Origin of the sequence: Streptomyces sp. NPDC060184 (assembly GCF_042728795.1) — a bacterium.
GTDB lineage: Bacteria > Actinomycetota > Actinomycetes > Streptomycetales > Streptomycetaceae > Streptomyces.
On record NZ_JBHWYX010000062.1, the window covers coordinates 24,611 to 39,878 of the forward strand.

Annotated in this window: 14 protein-coding genes; 9 read left to right on the plus strand and 5 right to left on the minus strand. The window is 71.3% G+C overall.

Going from position 1 to position 15,268, the window contains the following annotated elements; translation table 11 throughout:
• Positions 1 to 110 precede the first annotated feature (110 nt).
• Positions 111 to 935 (minus strand): Scr1 family TA system antitoxin-like transcriptional regulator, encoded by an 825-nt coding sequence (locus tag ACFWEE_RS29850; RefSeq protein WP_386893835.1) that lies wholly within the window; start codon positions 933 to 935, stop codon positions 111 to 113.
• On the opposite strand from ACFWEE_RS29850, the gene ACFWEE_RS29855 reads away from it, so the two are divergent.
• Positions 934 to 1,650: an ATP-binding protein gene (locus tag ACFWEE_RS29855; protein WP_386893837.1), complete on the plus strand. Its 717-nt coding sequence runs from the start codon at positions 934 to 936 to the stop codon at positions 1,648 to 1,650. The two genes, ACFWEE_RS29850 and ACFWEE_RS29855, sit on opposite strands and share 2 nt — an antisense overlap.
• Here the strand turns inward: ACFWEE_RS29855 and ACFWEE_RS29860 are convergent.
• Both ACFWEE_RS29860 and ACFWEE_RS29865 read right to left on the minus strand, forming a co-directional pair.
• Positions 1,628 to 2,146 (minus strand): ricin-type beta-trefoil lectin domain protein, encoded by a 519-nt coding sequence (locus ACFWEE_RS29860; RefSeq protein ID WP_386893839.1) that lies wholly within the window; start codon positions 2,144 to 2,146, stop codon positions 1,628 to 1,630. The two genes, ACFWEE_RS29855 and ACFWEE_RS29860, sit on opposite strands and share 23 nt — an antisense overlap.
• A 109-nt stretch (positions 2,147 to 2,255) precedes the next feature.
• Positions 2,256 to 3,083, minus strand: a complete 828-nt coding sequence (locus ACFWEE_RS29865; protein ID WP_386893841.1) for a DUF4232 domain-containing protein — start codon at positions 3,081 to 3,083, stop codon at positions 2,256 to 2,258.
• 397 nt (positions 3,084 to 3,480) lie between these two features.
• Between ACFWEE_RS29865 and ACFWEE_RS29870 the strand changes: the two genes are divergently transcribed.
• The 4 genes from ACFWEE_RS29870 to ACFWEE_RS29885 all read left to right on the plus strand — a co-directional run bounded on the left by ACFWEE_RS29870 (position 3,481) and on the right by ACFWEE_RS29885 (position 8,250).
• A complete protein-coding gene (locus tag ACFWEE_RS29870) occupies positions 3,481 to 4,971 on the plus strand; it encodes a helix-turn-helix domain-containing protein (RefSeq protein ID WP_386893843.1) in 1,491 nt (496 codons plus the stop codon).
• Positions 4,972 to 5,120: 149 nt separating this feature from the next.
• The gene (locus tag ACFWEE_RS29875) at positions 5,121 to 6,314 is read left to right on the plus strand and encodes an NAD(P)/FAD-dependent oxidoreductase (RefSeq protein WP_386893845.1); all 1,194 of its coding nucleotides are present in this window, start codon (positions 5,121 to 5,123) and stop codon (positions 6,312 to 6,314) included.
• Between the two features lie 137 nt (positions 6,315 to 6,451).
• Positions 6,452 to 7,336: an RNA polymerase sigma-70 factor gene (locus tag ACFWEE_RS29880; protein ID WP_386893859.1), complete on the plus strand. Its 885-nt coding sequence runs from the start codon at positions 6,452 to 6,454 to the stop codon at positions 7,334 to 7,336.
• Between the two features lie 68 nt (positions 7,337 to 7,404).
• On the plus strand, positions 7,405 to 8,250 hold the full coding sequence (locus ACFWEE_RS29885) for an inositol monophosphatase family protein (RefSeq protein WP_386893847.1): 846 nt from the start codon (positions 7,405 to 7,407) through the stop codon (positions 8,248 to 8,250).
• A gap of 105 nt (positions 8,251 to 8,355) precedes the next feature.
• Here ACFWEE_RS29885 and ACFWEE_RS29890 read toward each other — a convergent pair whose 3' ends face one another.
• Positions 8,356 to 8,697 (minus strand): winged helix-turn-helix transcriptional regulator, encoded by a 342-nt coding sequence (locus tag ACFWEE_RS29890; protein WP_386893861.1) that lies wholly within the window; start codon positions 8,695 to 8,697, stop codon positions 8,356 to 8,358.
• Positions 8,698 to 8,844: 147 nt separating this feature from the next.
• On the opposite strand from ACFWEE_RS29890, the gene ACFWEE_RS29895 reads away from it, so the two are divergent.
• The 3 genes from ACFWEE_RS29895 (at position 8,845) to ACFWEE_RS29905 (ending at position 11,243) form a co-directional block, all read left to right on the plus strand.
• On the plus strand, positions 8,845 to 9,195 hold the full coding sequence (locus tag ACFWEE_RS29895) for a DoxX family protein (protein WP_386893849.1): 351 nt from the start codon (positions 8,845 to 8,847) through the stop codon (positions 9,193 to 9,195).
• 172 nt (positions 9,196 to 9,367) lie between these two features.
• Positions 9,368 to 10,606, plus strand: a complete 1,239-nt coding sequence (locus tag ACFWEE_RS29900) for a phosphatidylserine/phosphatidylglycerophosphate/cardiolipin synthase family protein (protein WP_386893851.1) — start codon at positions 9,368 to 9,370, stop codon at positions 10,604 to 10,606.
• Positions 10,607 to 10,814: 208 nt separating this feature from the next.
• Positions 10,815 to 11,243: a hypothetical protein gene (locus ACFWEE_RS29905; RefSeq protein ID WP_386893853.1), complete on the plus strand. Its 429-nt coding sequence runs from the start codon at positions 10,815 to 10,817 to the stop codon at positions 11,241 to 11,243.
• A 226-nt stretch (positions 11,244 to 11,469) separates the two neighbouring features.
• Here the strand turns inward: ACFWEE_RS29905 and argS are convergent, their stop codons facing one another.
• On the minus strand, positions 11,470 to 13,254 hold the full coding sequence (argS, locus tag ACFWEE_RS29910; RefSeq protein WP_386893855.1) for an arginine--tRNA ligase: 1,785 nt from the start codon (positions 13,252 to 13,254) through the stop codon (positions 11,470 to 11,472).
• Between the two features lie 211 nt (positions 13,255 to 13,465).
• On the opposite strand from argS, the gene lysS reads away from it, so the two are divergent.
• On the plus strand, positions 13,466 to 15,220 hold the full coding sequence (gene lysS, locus ACFWEE_RS29915) for a lysine--tRNA ligase (RefSeq protein ID WP_386893857.1): 1,755 nt from the start codon (positions 13,466 to 13,468) through the stop codon (positions 15,218 to 15,220).
• Positions 15,221 to 15,268: the final 48 nt, after the last annotated feature.

Here is a 15,268-nt window from a genome sequence, read left to right on the forward strand (position 1 = left end):
CTGTTCCGGGCGGTGGGCCGAGCGCAACGGATGCCTCGCCGAAGTCGACGCGGTGGATCTCGCGCTTCGGCTGCGCGTCGCGTGAGCGGGTGCTCACGTGCGCAAGGTGATCACCGCTCTGCCAGCAGTCGGTCCAGAAGGCTCCTCGTCTCTTCCGTGTTGAGGGCCTGGGTCCGCAGCATCCCGAACTTCTGGGTGAGGATGCTGACCTCCTCAGGGCTCTCCACCACTCGGCTCCTACGCTGCCGTTCGGTGTATCCAAGGCGTTGATAGTCAGGAGTTTCCAACAGGATGAAAGGGCCGCCGAGACCGGCGTGGGTGGTTCGTCCCAGTGGCATGACTTGCAGGGATACGTGCGGCAACGTGCTGCATTCGCTCAGCAGGTGGAGGTTCTCGTAATACGTATCCTGCCCTCCGATGCGATCTCTGAGGATCGCTTCCGAGATGACGAAGCTCAGAGTAGGGGGAGTGTCGCGGCGCAGGATCTCTTGCCGGGCCATGCGAATGGCTACTTGTGACTCCAACTCCTTCGCGCTGAAGACGGGGATCTTGCAGCGCAGCACTGCCCGCGCGTAGTTCTCCGTCTGGAGCAGTCCCGGCAGCACCTGGTTCTCGAACCACGAGAGCGACAGCGCTTCTCGCTCCAGGTCGATGTACCGTCCCGCGCCCGCCGGCAGGAGGTCCACCTCCGGCAGGTACTCCACTGCCGTCGCCAAAGCGCCCTTGGTGTCGAGCAGTTCGTCGAGTCGGTCGGCCAGGTGGGGGAGGAGAGCACGTCTGCCCTGCTCGATCGAGGCGATTGTTTCGACCTGCACGCCAACCTTCGCAGCCAACTGAGCCTGGGTGAGGCCGGCCGTGAGGCGGAACAGCGCTACGAGTTTGCCGACGAGCTTCGTGGCCGAGGCATTCTTGCGCTGCGGCTTTCTGGAGTGCATGACCTGCCCATCCCCATCGAGATCCGTGCTTCACGCGCGGGCGACCCGTACAAAAAATCTGTACGGGTGCGCGCACTGCATCAATGTAGTCACCGAGGGTGACTCTGGTTGGGTGAATGAAGCAAAGGGCACCACCCCTCACCTCGCGCATCCCGTTCTCCCCGTGCGCCCCAAGCCAGCCGTCACCGTCCGCGAGCTCTTCTTCTGGCGGCGCCGGAACTCGGTCGCCGCCGTGCGGGAGTTCGTACGCCGGGCCGCCCGGGAGTGGGGGCTCGGGGAGCGAGTGGAGGATGTCGTGCTGTGTGCGAGCGAGTTGGCGACCAACGCGGTGCTGCACGGGGTTCCGGCCGGTCGGGGTTATCTCGTACGGATCGAGCGGCGGGGCGGGACGGCCGGGCTGCGGGTCGAGTTCCACGACAGCGGTGACGGCCGGGACTCGGTCCGGGTCTCCGGGCTGCCCGGCAGAGGCCGGGCCGGGGGAGGAGTCCGGGCGGGGGCTGATCATCGTCAACGCGCTCGCCGACCGCTGGGGAGTGGCGGTGCGCAGGCCCGGGAAGGTCGTCTGGTGCGAGTTCGCGGAGGGTGCGGACCGCCGGTGACGCCCTGCCTCCGCGCGCACGACCGGATACGGCCCGGCGGGTGCCGGCTCGCGCCCGGCACCCGCCGCCTCGGGGTCACCCACAGGAAGAGGATCACGTGCGCGAGAGCACGTTGAGCGTCCACTTCTGGTAGGGGCCGCCGTTGCAGGTCAGGCCGTAGACCTCGTGGTCGGCGTTGCTGTCCAGGCAGATGGAGGCCTGCGCCGAGTTGCGGCGGGAGTCACCGTCCTTGGTCCACACCGCGTCGGGGGACGGGCCCTCGCACAGTTCCTTGGTCGCGACGATGATCTCGTCGGTGATCCACGGCAGGGCCAGGCAGTTGCCGGTGGCGACCTGCTTGATGGTGCCGGCGGCGGGGCCGGTGTAGGTGAAGGTCCACTGCTGGTAGGGGTTCTTCCGCGCGGGGTCGCACGTCGAGGTGTAGACGTGGCCCCAGGCATTGCCGTCGAGGCAGAGGCCGGTCGCCTTGTTCTGGTAGGTGCCGGTGACGGTGGTCTCCGCGGCCTGGGCCTGCGTGGGCACGAGGCCGAGGGCGAGTCCTGCCAGGGCGGCGGACAGAACGGTGCGGCGGAGGGACTTCGTCGGCTTGCCCGCGGGTCCGAGGAACTTCATGCTCTGCACTCTCCGGTGTCCGGTCCGGGCGAGGTTCGCCCGGACCGTCGTCATGGATGCTGTCTCCGCTGGTACGAGCAGCGGGGCGTACGGGTTCACGCGGGACCGGTCAGAACGAGGTGGCGGTCTCGAAGTCGGACTGCCAGTAGGTGACCTGGGCCGAGCTGTCGATCCAGACCGCCTTGCCGAGGGGCACGGTCACCTGGCCGTCGTTGAAGCCGCCCTGGTTGTCCTGGAACGAAACCCGCAGCGCCTTCACGCCGAAGCCGCCCTCGCCACTGCCGTCCGCGGCCGAGGTGCGCACGGAGGCGTACGCGGACTGGCCGGGCTCCAGGACGATGACCGCCTGCGGCACGCTGTCCCTGACGTAGTCCATGACTGCCTGGGCGCCCTCGTAGCCGATGCCCGGGTAGCCGACCGCGTTGCAGGCCGTCGATCCGGTGTTGGTCACCGTCAGCAGGACGTGGTTGATCGGGCGGCTCAGGATGCTGCCCTTCACCTTGCTGTTCGTACCGTCGCAGCTCGGGTGGTTGGGCGCGTCGTCGTCGCCGTCGGTGGAGGTGCCGGAGGAGCTGCCGGACGATCCCGTGGAGGAGCTGCCGGAGCCCGAGGTGCCCGAACCGGAGGACTTGCCGGAGCCGGAAGCGGAACCCGAGGACTTCGAGCCGGATGAGCCGGAGGAGCCCGTGGAACCGGAGGAGCCCGTGGAGGCCGAGGTGTTCGCCTGGGTGGCGTTCGTGCCGTCCGTCGTGCCGGTGCCGGTGCCGGCCGCGTCCGGCAGCGGGGCGCCGTCGGCGACCGCCGGGGTGGAGGCGATGGCCCGGTCGATCGTTGCCCGGTCCTCCTCGCTGCAGGCCGTCAGGGAGAGCGCCCCGATCAGGGCGGCGACGCCGAAGACGGAGGTACGGGTGATGCGGCGGGTGCGGAGCTGACGCATGGTGAGTTCTCTCTTCCTGGAATGGCTTGGGCGGAACGGGGCGCGCCGCTTGGGCGTCCCGAGGGTGAACCGGTGTGCTGGACAATGACGTAGTCGTCAGTGCCACAGGTGTGGGAGGACCGTCGCTGATGCGGTGATCGGCACCCCTGTGGCCACGGATCCGACGAGGGCCGTGAGGCCTGGTTCGGGCATGACGATTCCGTGGGTGAGGTGGTGTGGGTGTGTGCCGTTCGCGGTCGGCGACCCGGCATGGCCACATGGTGTCCGGCTCCTCGTCCCAGCGGCAATGGATCACGGCCGACCTGGGACGCCGGAACGCCGGAACAGCCTCTGACCTGCGGAAACATGAGGTCCCTGGAACGCTCTTCCGGGACGGGAACGAAGGGGGAACGGTCGGGTGGGCACGGAAATCCAGGACTTCGCCGCAGCGCTGGCCGCGCTGAAGGAGCGGTCCGGCATGAGCTACGGGACGCTGGCCAAGCGGCTGCACATGAGCACGTCCACGGTGCACCGCTACTGCAACGGCGACGCGGTTCCGCACGAGTTCGCGCCGGTCGAGCGGCTGGCGAGGCTGTGCCGTGCGACGCCGGACGAGATGGTCGCGCTGCACCGGCAGTGGATTCTGGCGGACCAGGCGAAGAAGCAGGGCGGGGCGCGGAAGGACCAGGCGGCGCCGGGGCCCGTACCCGCCGCCACCGCCGCCGGCGCCCCCACCGCCGTCCCCGCTGCCGTCCCCTCCTGGGCGCGGACGGCCGACGCGGAAGCGGAATCCGTCGAGGACAAAGAAGCGGAACCGGGTGGGGAGCCGGACACGGAAGCGGAAGCGGGACCCGTCGCAGCCTCTGTCCCTGGCCCGGCAGTACCCGAAGCCGACGACCCGCTGGTGACGGGACGTCAGGGGAGTGCGGGTGGCCCGGGCGGCCCCGGCCGTCCGCGTTCCCGGCGTACGCGTGTCCTGCTGGCCGCCGCCGTGGTGGTCGCCCTCAGCGTGCCGTCCGTGCTCGTCGCCCGTAACCTCGCGGGCGGCTCCGACGACGGCCGGAACGCCGACGCGGCCGGGGCCACCGCCTCCGCCGTACGGAACGCCTCGCCGAGCCCGTCCCGCAAGCCGTCCGCCAAGCCCTCGGCGAGCGCCTCCGCGTCCGCCTCGGCGTCCGCGTCGCCGTCCGTCTCCGCGGCCGGGCCGACCGCCACAGCGGGCCCGGCGGAGAAGGGGGCGGGGGCGGTGGCGTCGGACGAGGTTCCGTTGCGCGCCACCATCACCTCGTACAACTGGGATTCGCCCTGCGGGCAGTACACCCTGCTGGACGAGGACCCGAACGACGTGCCGCCGCCGCCGAGCCCGCAGAGCGGCCGGGGCTGGGCGAAGGCGCTGGGCGGGGTGGACGGCGGCTCTCAGCTGCTGGAACTGACGCTCCAGGGCTCCTCGTCCGAGGCGGTCGTCGTCAGCGGTCTGCACGTGCGGGTCGTGACGCGGAGGGCGCCGCTCGCCTGGAACGCCTTCTCGATGGCCGAGGGGTGTGGCAGCAGCATTCTCCCGCAGAGTTTCGACATCGACCTCGACGACGCCCAGCCACGGACGAAGCCGGTCGCCGGGAAGCAGGGGGACGTCGTCGTCCCCGCGCAGGACTTCCCGTTCCGTACGAGCTCCACCGACGTCCAGGTGCTCGACCTCGACGCCCACGTGGAGGGGCACGACGTCTCCTACTACCTGGAGCTCGACTGGACCAGCGGGGGCCGGAGCGGCACCCTGCGCGTGGACGACCACGGCGAGCCGTTCCGTACGAGCAGCGTCAAGGCCCGCCCCGAGTACATCTACTGGCAGGACCGGGCGCAGTGGATGGACAAGGACTACGTCGATCCGTCCATGGCGGACGAGGGGGAATGACACCCGCGCGTGGAGCGGCCCGCCGATCCGGCCCACCCCACGCGGTGTGGCGCACGTCACTCCGACTTCGCGTCACGAACAGAAGAGCTGCTTGCGTCTGGTGGTCGTCCGCACGGCGGGAACGACGACACGACGGAGACGACGGAGCGATGAACACGACAGCGACGCGGCAGCACGAAGTCCTGGTCCTCGGCGCGGGTTACGCGGGGCTCTCCGCCGCGATCCAGCTCGCGGCACGCACCAGGAGGCGGGGGAATCTGCGGGTCACGCTGGTCAACCCCTACGACACCTTCACCGAGCGGCTGCGGCTGCACATGACCGCCACCGGCCAGGAGACGGCCAGGATGAGCATCCCGGAACTGCTGGACGGTACCGGCGCCGTGTTCGTGCGCGGGTGGGTCACCACCGTGGACGCCGCGGCGAAGACCGTCAGGATCGACGACGACCGGGTCCTGCACTACGACACCCTCGTCTACGGGCTGGGCAGCGTCGCGGACGCCGGTGCCGTCCCCGGGGTGGAGGACCACGCCTACACGCTCGACGGCCCGGAGGACGCCGCCCTCCTCGCCGACCGGCTGGCCCGGCCCGGTGGAGGGACCGTCGTCGTCGCCGGCAGCGGCCTGACCGGCGTGGAGGCCGCCGCGGAGATCGCCGAACGCCACCCGGAGCTCCAGGTGGTGCTGCTGGGCCGACGGGAGCCGGGAGCGAGCATGCACCCCAAGGCCAGGGCGTACGTGGACGCAGCCCTCGCCCGGCTCGGGGTGCGGGTGCGTGGCGGCGTCGACGTGGTCGAGGTGCTGGCCGACGGTGTCGAGCTCGCGGACGGCACCGTCGTACCGGCGGACGCGGTGCTGTGGACCAGCGGTACCCGCGTCCCGCCGCTGGCCGCCGTCGCCGGGCTGGCCGTCGACGAGCGCGGCCGGGTGGTCACCGACAGGGCGCTGCGCTCGGTCTCCCACCCGGACGTCTGGGCGGTGGGCGACGCGGCTGCGATCGGTCAGGGCTACGGCGTGATGCACGGGACCTGCCAGGGCGGCATGCCCACCGGCGTGCACGCGGCTCTGTCGATCCTGCGGGCGTTGGCCGGCAAGGAGCCGAAGCCCTTCCGTTTCGGTTATTACCACACGCCCGTGAGCCTGGGCCGGGAGGATGCCGTCGTGCAGTTCACCCACCCCGACGACAGCCCGCGCCGGATCGTGCTGACCGGCAAGCGGGCGGCGAAGTACAAGGAGACGGTCTCCGCCGCGCCGTGGGCGACCTTCGCCCGCATGAAGAAGATGCCCGCCTCGGGCGCGTTCTGGCCGCACGGAGGCCGCCACACCCGGATCAGGAGCGCCAAGTGAACAGGCCGCAGGACACCGAGTCGCAGGACGACGAGCGGTCGAACGCCGGGCTGCCGAACGCCGGGCTGCCGAACGCCGAGTTGCCGCAGAACGCCGAGTCGCCGAACCGCCAGCCGGAGTCGGCGGACCCCGACCAGATCGCCTTCCAGGAGTACCGGACCCTGCTGTTCTCCGTCGCCTACCGCATCCTCGGTTCGGCCGCCGACGCGGAGGACGTGGTCCAGGACGCCTGGCTCAGGTGGTCGGCGTCCGACCGTCACCAAGTGGCCGACCCCAAGGCGTACCTGACCCGGATCATCTCGCATCTGGCGATGGACCGGCTTCGCTCCACCCGCCACCAGCGCGAGACCTACGTCGGGCCGTGGCTGCCCGAGCCGATCCTCACCGCCCCCGACACCGCCGACGGGGTCGCGGCGGCGGACTCCGTCTCCACGGCCCTCCTCGTGGTCCTGGAGACGCTGAGCCCCCTGGAACGGGCGGTGTTCGTGCTGAAGGAGGTCTTCGCCTTCAGCTACGCGGAGATCGCCCGGGCGGTGGAGCGTACGGAACCGGCGGTCCGGCAGGCCGCGCACCGCGCCCGCGAGCACGTACAGGCCCGCAGGCCTCGTTTCACCGCTGATCCGGCCCGTCGGCGCGATGTCACCGAGCGCTTCTTCGCGGCGGCGACGGGCGGCGACATCAACACCCTGATGGAACTGCTCTCCCCGGACGTGACGCTGTGGACGGACGGCGGCGGCAAGGTCCGCCAGGCCCTGAAACCCGTCAACGGCCGGGAGATCGTCGCCCGTTGGTTCGGCGCGCTGGGCACCGTGTCCTACCAGGGCGTCGAGCCCGGACAGATGCGGGCGGAGCTCACCGCGGTCAACGGCGGCCCGGGCGTGGTCTTCCGCGGCCCGGACCGGGTGATCGCCACCCTGACCTTCGACTTCGACGCCGAGGGCCGCATCTCGGCCATCCACAACGTGGCCAACCCGGACAAGCTGCGCGCCGTCGCGGACGGTGTCCGGCTCGAACACCCCTGATGCGTCGCGCCGTTGTGACTCCGGGGTCCCGGCCGGGTGGCCGGGACAGGCCCGCTGACCTGCCCGGCATGACCGACCAGCACGCAGCAGCCGAGGACGCCGAGACCGCCGCAGCCGGGGCGGAGGCCGGTGCGCGGGTGGTGCGCGCCCTGTACGGCCGCCGGCTCGCCCGCGTCGACAAGGGCGGCGGGGACTTCGCGACCACCGCCGACCTGGAGGCGGAACGCGCGATCCTCGACGTGATCCGGGCCGCCCGGCCCGACGACGCGGTGCTCGGCGAGGAGGGCGGGCAGCAGGGCGCCGCCGGCGCCGTACGCCAGTGGCTGGTGGACCCCCTGTGCGGGACGCTGAACTACGCCGCGGGGACCCTGGTGGTGGCCGTCAACGTGGCGTTGCGGGAGGGGGAGTCGGGCGGCGGGGCCTCGCGCGACCTGGCTCCGTCCGGCCGCTTGGTGGCGGTGGCCGCGGTGGCGGACCCGTTCGGTGAGGAGCTGTTCCACACCGACGGCCGGAACGCCCGGGTGCGGCGCGACGGCGTCGACACCCCGCTGGAGCCTTCCTCGGCGACCCGGCTGGTGGACGTCAACCTGGACCCGCCGTTCCCGAGCGCGCCCGGATTCCGAGGGGTCGACCTGCTGGCCCACCCCGGCTTCGGCCGGTGGTTCCGGCCCCGGGTGGTGTCCTCGACGCTGGCGGTCGCCTGGGTCGCGGCGGGCAGGCGTGCCGCGTACGTCACCGACGGCGGCGACCTGACCGAGAGCGTCCACTTCGCCGCCGGGATCGCCCTCTGCCGGGCCGCCGGCTGCGTGGTCACCGACCTTTACGGCGCCCCGCTCGGCCCGGCGGCCCGAGGACTCGTGGTGGCCGCCGACGCGGAATCGCACGGGCGGCTGATCTCGATGATCCGGGGCTGAGACGGCCCGAAGGGCGGATGCGGGCGCTGCGCGCCACCACCGACGGGAGGGCCGCACACCCCTTCCGCCACCACCGCCGGGAGGGCCGCGCGGCAGCCCTCCCGCTCAGACGGCGCCCGGGCGCGGGCCGTCCCCCTGCCAGGCAGTCTCGTCCGCCTCCCGGAAGGAGACGACCGCCTCGCCGTTCTCCCGTGCCCACGCGGTGAGCATCCTGATCGGCTCTTCCAGGGTCCGCCCGAGAGCGGTCAGGCTGTACTCCACGCGCGGCGGTGCCTCCGCGTACGCGTGCCGCTCGACGAGCCCGTTGGCCTGGAGGCGGCGCAGCGTCTGGGTCAGTACCTTGCGCGAGATGCCGCCGCTCAGTTCGACCAACTCGCCGTGGCGCAACGGGCCGTCGGTCAGTGCGAAGAGCGTGACCATGGACCATTTGCTCGCGATGATCTCCATGGCGAGGAGAGCGGGGCAGTCGGCGAGGAAGAGGTTTCCGGGGCGCAGGCTCACGCCTCGAAGGTTACCTGGAGGTTCCTGACGGCTGCCTATCGTCGGTGAGGTGCGCACGCCTCTCATCCGCCTCCCGCACGATCGAGGTAACCCGTGTTCATCTCCCTTGCCGTCACAACTGCCGTCATGTCGGCACTGCTTCTCGTATCGGCCGGTGCCAAGTCTCTGCGGACGCGCCACATCACCGAGCAGATGTCCACCCTCGGAGTGCCGCAACGCATGATGGCGTTCCTGATAGCCGCCCAGGTCGCCGGCGCCGCGGGTGCGGTCGCAGGGCTCTGGTGGGCCCCCCTCGGCATAGCTGCCGCGATCGGTCTGACGCTCTACTTCGCGGGCGCCGTCGCCTTCCACCTGCGTGTCGGCGACCGTACGGGTGCGCTTCCGGCGGCCGTCCTCACCGCGGCCTCCGTCGCCCTGGTCGTGCTGCGCGCCGCGACGCTCTGACCCGTCGCCCGCAGGAGTGGCCCGCCCCATCCCGGGCATCCGGAACGACGGCCGACCGTACTCCCGGCGGCCACCGGCCACGGCTTCGGCCACGGGCCACCGCACTGGCCACCGCCCCCCGGTACCCGCCGGGGGTGCGGGGCCGTCGCTCTCGTCCTCCGGAAGGTGATCCATGACCAGCAGCACGCTCGACGCCGCACCCTCCGGCAGCGGCGAGGCCCGGGGAAGCGGGCAGAGCATCGACCCCGCGCTCTCCGTCGAGCGGGTCCAGCGCCTCAGACGGCGGCTGGAACGGCTCATCGGGATCGCCGCGACCGAGGGGAACGACCTGCTCCCGCTCCGGAACGGCGACGAGATATTCGGCGCGATGCTCGGGGCGATACGGGGTGCCGAGCACACCGTGGACATGATGACCTTCGTGTACTGGCGAGGGGAGATCGCCGAGAAGTTCGCCGAAGCGCTCTCCGAACGCGCCCGGGCCGGGGTAAGGGTGCGGCTGCTGCTCGACGGGTTCGGCAGCCGGCTCATCGAGAAGGACCAGCTGGCGATGATGAGCGAGGCGGGCGTGCACGTCGCCTGGTTCCGGAAGCCGCTCTACCTCTCGCCGCTCAAGCAGAACCACCGCTGCCACCGCAAGGTCCTCGTCGTGGACGAGCGCACCGCCTTCACCGGCGGGGTCGGGATAGCCGAGGAGTGGTGCGGGGACGCCCGCAACGAACACGAGTGGCGCGACACCCACGTGCGGCTGCGCGGCCCCGCCGTGGACGGGCTCGCCGCCGCGTTCGCGCAGAACTGGGCCGAGTGCCACGAGGAGCTCTTCGACGCCGAGGACCGGTTCGTCCCGGGCGCTCCCGAGGGTGACGCGATCGTGCAGGTGGTACGCGGCTCCGCCAGCTTCGGCTGGCAGGACATGCAGACCCTGATCCGGGTCGTCCTCGAATCCGCCGAGGAACGTGTCCGCCTCACCACCGCGTACTTCGCGCCCGACGAGTTCTTCACCGAACTGCTCTGCGCCACCGCCCGGCGCGGCGTGGAGGTGGAGATCCTGCTGCCGGGCCCGTACACCGACAAACGGGTCTGCCAGCTCGCGGGCCAGCGGTTCTACGAGGACCTGACCGCGTGCGGGGTGAAGATCCACCAGTACCAGCCGACGATGATGCACACCAAGACCCTCACCGTGGACCGGGTCGCCGCCCTCATCGGCTCCACCAACTTCAACCGGCGCTCCCTCGACCACGACGAGGAGGTGATGCTCGCCGTGCTGGACCCGGAGTTCACCGCCGTGCTCGACGGCCATTTCGAGCAGGACCGGGCGGCGAGCGAGCTGATCGACGGCCGCCGCTGGCGCCGCCGCTCGCTGGTGCAGCGGCTCCGTGAGGCTTCGGTGTACCCGATCCGCCGGTACCTCTGACCCCGGCCTGTGATCCCGTCCTGAACCCGGCCCGGATCCCGTCCTGACCCCGTCCTGACCCCGTCCGGTCCGGACGGAAGGCACCAGGTGTGGCGCGGGCCGCGCGGGGCAGACGAAAGGCCCCAGCCGCCGTACGACCGGGGCCGTCCGGGGCGCCGCCCGCCCCAGCCCCCGCCCCCCGTCGTACGTCACCTGAAGGGAGTGGCCCATGAGCGCGTTCGCCGACACTTCACGGGAAACGACGGCGGCGGTGATCACCGAGCCCTTGCCCGATCTCCAGCTCCAGCTGTTGATCCAGCTCCTCGACCGTGAACTCCGCTCCAGCCTGCCGCTGACCCTCACCCTCTCCGGCGGGGTGCTGCACGGTGACCTGATCGGCCACGAGGAGTGGAAGGCGGAGTGGGCGCGGAGCCTGCGCCAGGTGGAGGGCGAGGGCGCGAACCTCCTCGCGGAGTTCCCCGAGACGGTCGACCAGGGGCTGAGCGAGTTCGGCGCCGAGGAGGACCCGGGGCTGCCGCGCTGGATCCACCTGCGGGACGTCACCCTCAGCGTCGGCGGGGTCAGCCCGGTGCTGCTGCCGCTCTGGCGCGGGCGGCTGGCGGACGTGTCGGGATGGGCGCTGGGACGGCCGCAGTAGCGGGTCAGATGTCGCATCTGGGGCGTGGCGGACGAGAACCAGCGCCTTCCATGGCTGTTCGCGCCGTTCGAGCACGTCGGGCCTCTGGAGTTCGGCATGACGCACGAGCAGGCGGAGGCGGCGGGCCGGGGCGCACCAGCAGCCCGAACCGCGCACCCCACCCATGCCGAAGGCCCGGCGGATCAGGTGATCCACCGGGCCCTCGTACGTCAGGCGCGCACCGCCGTCAGAGCCGCTCGGGCGTCCGGATGCCCAGCAGCTCCATGCCCGTGTGCAGGGTGCGGGCGGTCAGCTCCACGAGGAAGAGCCGGTTCTCGACGACCTCGGGGGCGTTGTCCTCGCTGAGGACCTGGCACTGGTCGTAGAAGGTCGTCAGGTGCGAGGCGAGCTGGTAGAGGTACGCGGCCAGCTTGTGGGGCTCGTACCCCGCCGCGACCTCGTCCAGGGTCTCGCCGAACCGGTCCAGGTGCAGGCCGAGCGAGCGCTCCGCCGGGGCCAGCTCCAGCTCCGGGTGGGCGACGGGCTCCGCGTCCCCGGCCTTGCGCAGGATCGACCGGATACGGGCGTAGGCGTACTGGAGGTAGACCGAGGTGTCGCCGTTGAGCGAGACCATCTGGTCCAGGTCGAACTTGTAGTCGCGCACGGCGGACGTGGACAGGTCGGCGTACTTCACCGCGCCGATGCCGACGTACCGGCCGTTCTCGACGATCTCCTCCTCGGAAAGGCCCACCTTCTCGGCCTTCTCCCGCACCACGGCCGTCGCCCGGGAGACCGCCTCGTCGAGAAGGTCCTCCAGCCGGACGGTGACGCCCTCACGGGTCTTGAACGGCTTGCCGTCCTTGCCGAGGACCGTGCCGAAGGCCAGCTGGTGCGCCTTGACGCCCTCGCCCAGCCAGCCGGCCCGGCGGGCGGTCTCGAAGACCATCTTGAAGTGCAGCGACTGCCGGGCGTCCACGACGTACAGCAGGGTGTCCGCCTTGAGGTTCTGCACCCGGTCGCGGATCGCGGAGAGGTCGGTCGCCGCGTAGCCGTAACCGCCGTTGGTCTTCTTGACGATCAGCGGGACCTGGTTGCCGTCCGGGCCCTTCACGTCCTCGAAGAAGACGCAGAGCGCACCCTCGGAGCGCACGGCGACGCCGGTCTCCTCCAGGATCCGGCAGGTCTCCTCCAGCATGTCGTTGTAGCCCGACTCGCCGACGATGTCGGGGTCGGAGATCTCCATGTCGAGCTTGTCGAAGACGGAGTAGAAGTAGACCTTCGACTCGTCCACGAACCGCTGCCACATGGCGAGCGTCTCCGGGTCACCGGCCTGGAGCGCGACCACCCGGTCCCGGGCGCGGGCCTTGAACTCCTCGTCGGAGTCGAAGAGCGCGCGGGACGCCTTGTAGAGCCGGTTCAGCGAGGACATCGCGGCCTCGCCCTCCGAGGCGGCGCCGGTGCCTTCGGTCTCGTGACCGAGCTGGTCCGGGTGCTCCACGAGGTACTGGATGAGCATGCCGAACTGGGTGCCCCAGTCGCCGATGTGGTGGCGCCGGACCACGGACTCGCCGGTGAACTCCAGGATGCGCACCATCGCGTCGCCGATGACCGCGGACCGCAGGTGGCCGACGTGCATCTCCTTGGCGACGTTCGGCTGGGCGTAGTCGATGACCGTCGTCCCCGCGTCCGGCGCGGACGGCACGCCGAGGCGGCCCTCGGCGTCGGCGGCCCGCTCGGCGAGCGTCTCCAGGATCGCCCGGTCGGTGAGGGTGATGTTGAGGAAGCCGGGTCCGGAGACCTCGATCTCCTTGATCAGCCCGCCCGCCGGGATCGCGGCCGTGACCTGCGACGCCAGCTCACGGGGGTTGCCCTTGAGCTTCTTGGCCAGCGCCAGGATGCCGTTGGCCTGGAAGTCGGCCCGGTCGCTTCGTCGCAGCAGCGGGTCGGCGGCGCCGGCGTCCGGCAGGGCTGCCGTCAGGGCGTCCGCCAGCTGCTGCTGGAGCGTGGAAGCGAGGGAAGGGACCGAGGCCATGTGCCGGCTGCCGTTTCCGTAGGGGGTGATGGGTTTCCCCAAGTATCCCACGGGCCGTGGGCGCGTTCGCAAAGGCATTTGCGCGTGCCGGTGGCCGCCCCGCGGCCCGCGGCGGATCGCGGGGGCGGCTCCCGGAGAAGTCATTTTCGCGCTCCGCCGTGTACCTGGGAGAATGACAGGGCCCCCGAAGATTCCTGTACGAGAGAAGGGCGTGCCGACCGTGGCCGAGAGTCAGACAAGCACCGAGACCGACTGGGTCTCCCGCTTCGCGGACGATGTCATCGCCGAATCGGAGCGTCGCGCGCCTGGCAAACCGGTCGTCGTCGCGTCCGGCCTGTCCCCGTCCGGCCCGATCCACCTCGGCAACCTCCGCGAGGTCATGACCCCGCACCTGGTCGCCGACGAGATCCGCCGCCGCGGGTACGAGGTCCGCCACCTGATCTCGTGGGACGACTACGACCGGTACCGCAAGGTCCCGAACGGCGTCCCCGGCATCGACGCGTCCTGGGCCGAGCACATCGGCAAGCCGCTGACCTCGGTGCCCGCCCCGGCCGGGTCCGCGTACCCGAACTGGGCCGAGCACTTCAAGGCCGCCATGGTCGAGGCGCTGGCCGAGCTGGGCGTCGAGTACGACCCGATCAGCCAGACCGAGCAGTACACCGCGGGCGTCTACCGCGAGCAGGTTCTGCACGCGATGAAGCACCGCGCGGACATCGACGCCGTCCTCGACCGCTACCGGACGAAGAAGGACCCGGCCGCCGCGGGCAAGGGCAAGCAGCAGCAGAAGAAGGTCGACGAGGCCGAGCTGGAGGCCGCCGAGGGCTCCGGCGCGGCGGACGAGGACGACGGCAGCGGCAGCTCCGCCGGGTACTTCCCGTACAAGCCGTACTGCGGCAACTGCGGCAAGGACTTCACCGTCGTCACCTCCTACGACGACGACACCACCGAGCTGAACTACACCTGCTCGGAGTGCGGCTTCGCCGAGACCGTGCGGCTCAACGAGTTCAACCGCGGCAAGCTGGTCTGGAAGGTCGACTGGCCGATGCGCTGGGCGTACGAGGGCGTGATCTTCGAGCCCAGCGGCGTGGACCACTCCTCGCCGGGCTCCTCGTTCGTCGTCGGCGGCCAGATCGTCCGCGAGGTCTTCGACGGCGTCCAGCCGATCGGCCCGATGTACGCCTTCGTCGGCATCTCCGGCATGGCGAAGATGTCCTCCTCCAAGGGCGGGGTGCCGACCCCGGCCGACGCCCTGAAGATCATGGAGGCGCCGCTGCTGCGCTGGCTGTACGCCCGCCGCAGGCCCAACCAGTCCTTCAAGATCGCCTTCGACCAGGAGATCAACCGGCTCTACGACGAGTGGGACTCCCTGGAGCGCAAGGTCGCCGAGGGCACCGCGCTCCCGGCCGACCTCGCCGCCCACGGCCGCGCCGTCCGCACGGCCGCCGGTGAGCTGCCGCGCACCCCGCGCCCGCTGCCGTACCGCACGCTGGCCTCCGTCGCCGACATCACCGCCGGCGCCGACGACCAGACCCTGCGCATCCTCAGCGAGCTCGACCCGGAGAACCCGCTCACCTCGCTCGACGCGGTGCGCCCCCGCCTCGACCGCGCCGAGAACTGGATCACCACCCAGGTCCCGGCCGAGGCCCGCACCATCGTCCGCGGCGAGCCGGACGCCGAACTCCTCGGCTCCCTCGACGAGCAGGGGCGCGAGTCGCTGCGCCTGCTGCTGGAGGGCCTGGACAGCCACTGGTCGCTGGACGGGCTCACCACGCTCGTCTACGGCGTGCCGAAGGTGCTCGCCGGGCTGGAGCCGGACGCCAAGCCGACGCCCGAACTCAAGGTGGCCCAGCGGGCGTTCTTCGCGCTGCTCTACCGCCTGCTCGTCAGCCGGGACACCGGCCCGCGCCTGCCCACCCTGCTCCTCGCCGTCGGCGCGGACCGGGTGCGGGCGCTGCTCGGGGCGTAGGGACACGCAGGACGCGCGGAAGGGGCCGCCGCCCGGAGAGATCCGGGC

Coding starts and splice junctions, on each gene's coding strand:
- argS (WP_386893855.1), bottom strand. CDS start 13,254: ATGGCCTCGGTCCCTTCCCTCGCTTCCACGCTCCAGCAGCAGCTGGCG.
- ACFWEE_RS29850 (WP_386893835.1), bottom strand. CDS start 935: ATGCACTCCAGAAAGCCGCAGCGCAAGAATGCCTCGGCCACGAAGCTC.
- ACFWEE_RS29900 (WP_386893851.1), top strand. CDS start 9,368: ATGACCAGCAGCACGCTCGACGCCGCACCCTCCGGCAGCGGCGAGGCC.
- ACFWEE_RS29890 (WP_386893861.1), bottom strand. CDS start 8,697: ATGGAGATCATCGCGAGCAAATGGTCCATGGTCACGCTCTTCGCACTG.
- ACFWEE_RS29865 (WP_386893841.1), bottom strand. CDS start 3,083: ATGCGTCAGCTCCGCACCCGCCGCATCACCCGTACCTCCGTCTTCGGC.
- ACFWEE_RS29860 (WP_386893839.1), bottom strand. CDS start 2,146: ATGAAGTTCCTCGGACCCGCGGGCAAGCCGACGAAGTCCCTCCGCCGC.
- ACFWEE_RS29885 (WP_386893847.1), top strand. CDS start 7,405: ATGACCGACCAGCACGCAGCAGCCGAGGACGCCGAGACCGCCGCAGCC.
- ACFWEE_RS29855 (WP_386893837.1), top strand. CDS start 934: ATGACCTGCCCATCCCCATCGAGATCCGTGCTTCACGCGCGGGCGACC.
- ACFWEE_RS29905 (WP_386893853.1), top strand. CDS start 10,815: ATGAGCGCGTTCGCCGACACTTCACGGGAAACGACGGCGGCGGTGATC.
- ACFWEE_RS29875 (WP_386893845.1), top strand. CDS start 5,121: ATGAACACGACAGCGACGCGGCAGCACGAAGTCCTGGTCCTCGGCGCG.